3 protein-coding genes are annotated in these 5,838 nt (G+C 71.6%); 2 read left to right on the plus strand and 1 reads right to left on the minus strand.

Annotated features, from left to right (window positions below; genetic code table 11):
* A partial coding sequence (locus AC1DXV_RS30315; protein WP_477937160.1) for an amino acid adenylation domain-containing protein occupies positions 1-3,308 on the plus strand: 3,308 nt, incomplete at its 5' end.
* A 54-nt stretch (positions 3,309-3,362) separates the two neighbouring features.
* Positions 3,363-4,076, plus strand: coding sequence for a YebC/PmpR family DNA-binding transcriptional regulator (locus AC1DXV_RS30320; protein WP_477873090.1), 714 nt, complete (start codon positions 3,363-3,365; stop codon positions 4,074-4,076).
* On the opposite strand, the gene AC1DXV_RS30325 is transcribed toward AC1DXV_RS30320, so the two are convergent.
* Positions 4,077-5,838: TonB-dependent siderophore receptor (locus AC1DXV_RS30325; RefSeq protein WP_477937162.1), on the minus strand; the 1,762-nt coding region annotated here is incomplete at its 5' end. It abuts the gene before it with no gap.

Raw genomic sequence — 5,838 nt, forward strand, 5'->3', positions numbered from 1 at the left:
CCACCACGCTGCCACTGGACCGCACGCGCGGGGCGCAGCGCAGCGCCCGCGGCGCGCTGCTGGGCTTCGGGCTGGCACCCGAGACCGGCGATGCGCTGCTCGCGCTCGCGCGCCGCGACGCCGCCTCGCCCGCGATGGTGACGCTGGCCTTGCTCGCGCTGCTGCTGCACCGCTATGGCGGCGACCGCGACCTGTGCGTCGGCGTGCCGTCGGCGAACCGCGACCGCGCCGAACTGGCCGGCATGGTGGGCCACTTCACGAACGTGCTGGTGCTGCGGCTGCGCATCGACCCGCAGCAGGGCTTCGCGGCCTTGCTGCGCCAGGTGCGCGAACGGCTGCTGGCCGCACGGCAGCAGGCGCACCTGCCGCTGGATCAGCTGGTCGAGGCGCTCGGCATCGAGCGCAGCGCGGGGCTGAATCCGTTGTTCCAGGTGAAATGCGCCTCGCAGGTGACTGGCGGGCAGCAGCCAGCGTCCGACGGCAAGGCGCCTCACAGCCCATGGCAGATCGACATCGACGGCCTCGCGGTCGACGAGGTGCACTTCGACCTGAGCCTCGACCTGATGGAGAACGCCCGCGGGCTGGACTTCCAGCTCGCCTGGGCCACCGACCTGTTCGACCGCGCGACCATCGATCGGCTGCGCGCGGCCTTCGTGCACCTCGCCGCGCAGGCCGCCGCCGACCCGCAGCGCGCGCTGGCGTCGACCACGCTGCCCGGCGAGCCGTCGGTGCTGCGGGGCGAGCCGGTGGCCTGGCCGTGGCACAGCGTGCCGGCACTGTGGGCCGCGCAGGCGGCGCGGCATGCGCAGCGGCCGGCCGTCGTCGATGCGCTGGGCTCGCACAGCCACGCGCAGCTGGAGCGCGCCGCGCGCAGCCTGGCCGCGCAGCTCGGCCGGCAGGGCATAGGCGCCGAGGAGCGCGTCGCGCTGCTGCTGGAGCGCGGCAGCCCGTTCGTGCTGGCGATGCTGGCGGTGATGAAGGCCGGCGCGGTGGCCGTGCCGCTCGATCCCGCGTTGCCGGTGCCGCGGCTGCAGGAGCTGCTGCGCGACTGCGGCGCACGCGCGCTGATGGCGGCCGGGCCGGTGGCGTGGAGCACGCTGCCGGTGATCGTGCCGGCCTTCGAGGCGCCGAGCTCGCTGCTGCTGCCGCCCGAGCCGGTCTTGCTGCCGGACCAGGCCGCGTACCTGATCTACACCTCGGGCTCGACCGGCGCGCCGAAGGGCGTCGTGGTGTCGCACGGTGCGCTCGCGAACTACACACAGGCGATGCTCGCGCGGCTGGCCTTGCCTGACGACTTGCCGCAGGGCCTGAACTTCGCGATGGTGTCCACCGTCGCCGCCGACCTGGGCCACACGACGCTGTTCGGCGCGCTGTGCTCGGGTGGCAGCTTGCTGATGCTCGACAGCGCCGCGGCCTTCGACCCGGATGCCTTCGCCGACGCGATGCAGCGCCACCGCATCGACGTGCTGAAGATCGTGCCCAGCCACCTGAAGGGCCTGCTGAACGCCGCGCGGCCGCAGGACGTGCTGCCGGCCCACACGCTGGTGCTCGGCGGCGAGGCGGCCGATGCGGCGCTGCTGGCCACCGTGCGCGCGCTGCGGCCGGGGCTGCGCATCGTCAACCACTACGGGCCGACCGAGACCTGCGTCGGCATGCTGATGCACGTCGCCAGCGATGCCGACGCGGCGCTGCCGCTGGGCCGGCCGATCGGCGGCATGTCGGCCTTCGTGCTCGACGAGGCGCTCGAGCCGGTGCAGCCGGGCATCGCCGGCGAGCTGTTCGTCGGCGGGCCGGGCGTGGCGCGGGGCTAYCGCGGGCAGCCGGGGCTGACGGCGGGCCGCTTCGTCGCGTCTCCCCACGGCACCGGCGAGCGGCTGTACCGCACCGGCGACCGTGTGCGCCAGCGCAGCGATGGTGCGCTGGTGTTCCTCGGCCGCAGTGACGACCAGCTGAAGATCCGCGGTTTCCGCGTCGAGCCGGGCGAGCTGCAGGCGCGGCTGCGCGAGCTGCCCGGCGTGGCCGATGCCGCGGTGCTGCCGGGCGAGGGCGAGTCGGGTGGTGCGGTGCTGTGGGCCTGGGTCGTGCCGCGTGCCGGCACAGCGCTGGGCGCCGCGGCGCTGCGCCTCGCGCTGCAGGGCAGCCTGCCGGCCTGGCTGGTGCCGGAGGCGATCGTCGTGCTCGACGCGATGCCGCTGACAGCCAACGGCAAGATCGACCGCAAGGCGCTGCCGCGGCCGGTGCAGGCCGCGGCGGCCCGCCGCATCGAGCCGCCGCGCGGGCCCACCGAGCAGGCGCTGGCGCGCATCTTCGGCGAGGTGCTGGGGCTGGCGACCATTGGCCGCGAGGATGATTTCTTCGAGCTCGGCGGCGATTCGATCCTGAGCCTGAAGCTGATCGCGCGCATCCGCAAGCACGTGCCGGGCGGCAGTGGGTTGGCCTTGTCGGAGCTGATGCAGGCGACGCGGCTGCGCGAGCTGGCGGGCCGGTTGCAGCAGCGGCTCGAACAGCAGCACGATGCGATCTGCCTGCAGGCGGGGGGCGAGGGCGTGCCGCTGTACTGCCTGCCGGGGATGATCGTCAACTCGCGCGAGTTCCTGCCGCTGACCGAGGCGCTGCGGGGCGCGCGGCCGGTGCACGGCTTCGTCAGCCACGTCTACACGCGGCGGCGCTGGCGCGGTTTCGCGGTGCAGGCGTTGGCGGCGGAGTACGCGGCCTTCATCGAGGCCACTGCCGTGCAGCGGCGCTGCGCATTGCTCGGCTGGTCGTCGGGCGGCGACCTGGCGATCGAGGTCGCGCGGCAACTGCAGGGGCGCGTTGCGGTCGACTACCTCGGCATGGTCGACGTGTTCGAGACCGAGCCGCTGCGCGCCTCGCGGCCGCTCGGTGCCGGCGAGCGCACGCTGGCCTGGCGAGAGATCGATGCCTGGGTGTCGAAATCGACGATGGCCGGCGCATGGCGCGAGCTGTTCGCGCGGCTCGACGACGTGGAGCGTGACGGGCTGGCCGAGCAGGTGCTGGTGGGCGACCGCGCGCTGCCGCTCGATGGCGATGGCGACGACGCGGCGGAGTACCTGCTGTGGGCGACGATCGACAAGCGGGCTCAGGGGTCTCGCTACCAGCACGGTCGCATCGACACCCCGATGCACRTCTTCCACGCCGGCCAGTCAGTGAACGATACGGTCGGCCGCCTGCGCGACTGGGCGGTGCATGCGCCGGTGGTGTCCACCACGGTGATCGACGGGGCCAGCCACCTCGACATCATCCGCCGCCCGCAGCTGCATGAGGCACTGCGCCGGGCGCTCCCCTAGAATCGTTGGCCCCGAGCACGTCGCCCGGGACATCGACGATCAAGGAACACCGGCATGGGCGCGCAATGGAAGGCATATCACAAGGACTTGGCGTCCAGTGCCAAGAGCAGGCTGTTCGGCAAGCTGGCCAAGGACATCATGGTGGCCGCGCGGCACGGCGCCGACCCGGCCGCGAACTCGCGGCTGCGGCTGGTGGTCGAGCAGGCGCGCAAGGTCTCGATGCCCAAGGACACGCTGGACCGCGCGATCAAGAAGGGCGCCGGGCTGACCGGCGAGGTGGTGCACTTCGAGCACGCGCTGTATGAAGGCTTCGCGCCGCACCGCGTGCCGGTGATGGTGGAGTGCCTGACCGACAACGTGAACCGCGCGGCCTCCGACATGCGGGTGCTGTTCCGCAAGGGGCAGCTTGGCGCCTCAGGCTCGGTGGCCTGGGATTTCGACCACCTGGGGATGATCGAGGCCGAACCGGCCACGCCGGGCGCCGACCCGGAGGTGGCGGCGATCGAAGCCGGCGCGCAGGATTTCGAGCCCGCCGACGAGAACGGCGTCACGATGTTCCTGACCGACCCGGCCGACCTCGATCTCGTCAGCCGCGCGCTGCAGGGGCAGGGTTTCACGGTGCTGTCGGCCAAGCTCGGCTACAAGCCGAAGAACCCGATCGACCCGAAGAGCCTGACCGCCGAGCAGTTGGAGGAAGTGGAGAGCTTCCTCACCGCGCTCGACGCCGGCGACGACGTGCAGCACGTCTACGCCGGCCTGGCTGGCTGATCAGAACCTGTACTTCGCCGTCAGCAGCACGTTGCGCTCGTTGCCGCGGAAGTAGCTGCCGTAGGCGTGCCCGCTCAGGTACTGCTTGTCGAACAGGTTGGTGACGTTCAGCGCGAAGCGCCACGGCCCGTTGTCGTAGCGCACTGCGGCATCGGCCAGCGTGTAGGGCGGCTGCGATTCGGTGTTCTCGCCGTTGTCCCAGCGCTTGCCGACGTGGCGCAGCCCGCCGCCGACGCTCACGCCGCGCAGCACCTCGGCACCCAGCGCGTAGTCGAGCCAGACCGATGCGGTCTGCTTCGGCGTCAGGATCGGCATGTTGCCGACTTCCGACGCGATCGCGCTGGACAGCACCTTCATGTCCAGCGCGGTGAACGAGCCGGTCAGCCGCAGCTGCGCGGTCAGCGCCGCCCTGGCTTCGAGTTCGATCCCGCGTGAGCGCACCTTGCCGATCGCATGCGGCACGAAGTTGACCTGGTCGTACGACACGACGTTGGTMTTCTCCAGGTTGAAGACGGCCGCGGTGAACGACACCGCCTCGCCCTCGGGCATGTACTTGACGCCGAGTTCGTATTGCCTGCCGCGACTCGGATCGAACAGCGCGCCTTCGTCGACCGCCATCACCGGCACGAACGATTCGCCATAGCTCGCGTACGGTGCCCAGCCGTTGCCGACCTGGTAGGTGACGCCGAGCCGGCCGGTGGTGGCGTTGTCGGTGCGCTCGGCGAGGCCGACCTCAAAAGCGGGATCGGCCCTCCGGTTCTCGTAGCGGGACTTCACGCGGTCCTGCCGCACGCCGACGGTCAGGCCCCAGTGCGAATCGAAGCGCACCTGGTCCTGCGCGTACAGCCCGACCTGCTCGAGGATCACCTGCTTGTCGCGCGACTGGGAGGTCGGCTCGGCGATCGGGATGCCGTAGACCGGGTTGGCCATGTCGAGCGGGGTCGTCATGTCCTGCCAGCGCTGCCACTCGGCGCGGCTGCGGTCGACGTCGAGGCCGAACAGCAGCGTGTGCGAGACGCTGCCGCTGTCCACCTTGCCCTGGACCGAGGTGTCGATGCTGTTCTCGTCGACTGCCTCCACGTCGTGCCGCGCCTGGCGCTCCAGCACGTTGGGATCGGCGTCGAAGAACGACTGGATGTGGTGCTTGTCGGAGGTGCGGTGCGCGTAGCGCGCCTTGTTCTGCAGCTGCCAGCCGTTGTCGAAGCGATGCGYGAACTGCCAGCCGATCGCGTCGGAGCCGGTTTCGATGCGGCTGTAGGTCGGGTCGCCCTCCTTGATCGAGGTCGGGCCGCCGTTGAAGTCGCTGACGTACTGCACGTCGTCGGAGCCGTCGTCGCGCAGCACCTCGGCCTGCAGCGTCAGCGAGGTCTGCGGCGTCGGCTGCCACTTCAGCGAGGGCGCGAGGTACTGGCGCTTCTGCGTCATGCGCTCGCCGTTCGGGTAGGTGTCCTGCGTGCCGGTGTCCAGCCCCAGGCCGACGACGCGCCAGCGCCACTGCCCGTCGTCGTCGATCGCGCCGCCCAGGTCGGCCATCACCTGCTTGCGGTCGTAGCGGCCGGTCTGCACGCCGATCTCGCGCACGGCATCCGGCCCGGGCACCTTGCTGACGCGGTTGACCACGCCGCCGACGTCGCCCTTGCCGAACAGCACCGACGACGGCCCGCGCAGCACCTCCAGCCGCTCGAGCCCGTAGACCTCGGTCTGCACGCCGAGGAAGGTGATGCCGACGTTCTGCGCGAGGCCGTCGCGGAAGCTGCTGGTG

The sequence above is a fragment of the Rhizobacter sp. P3_C12 genome (assembly GCF_056402735.1).

What these genes read in the sequence shown, in the direction of transcription:
- AC1DXV_RS30320 (WP_477873090.1), top strand. Translation starts at nt 3,363, where the DNA reads ATGGGCGCGCAATGGAAGGCATATCACAAGGACTTGGCGTCCAGTGCC.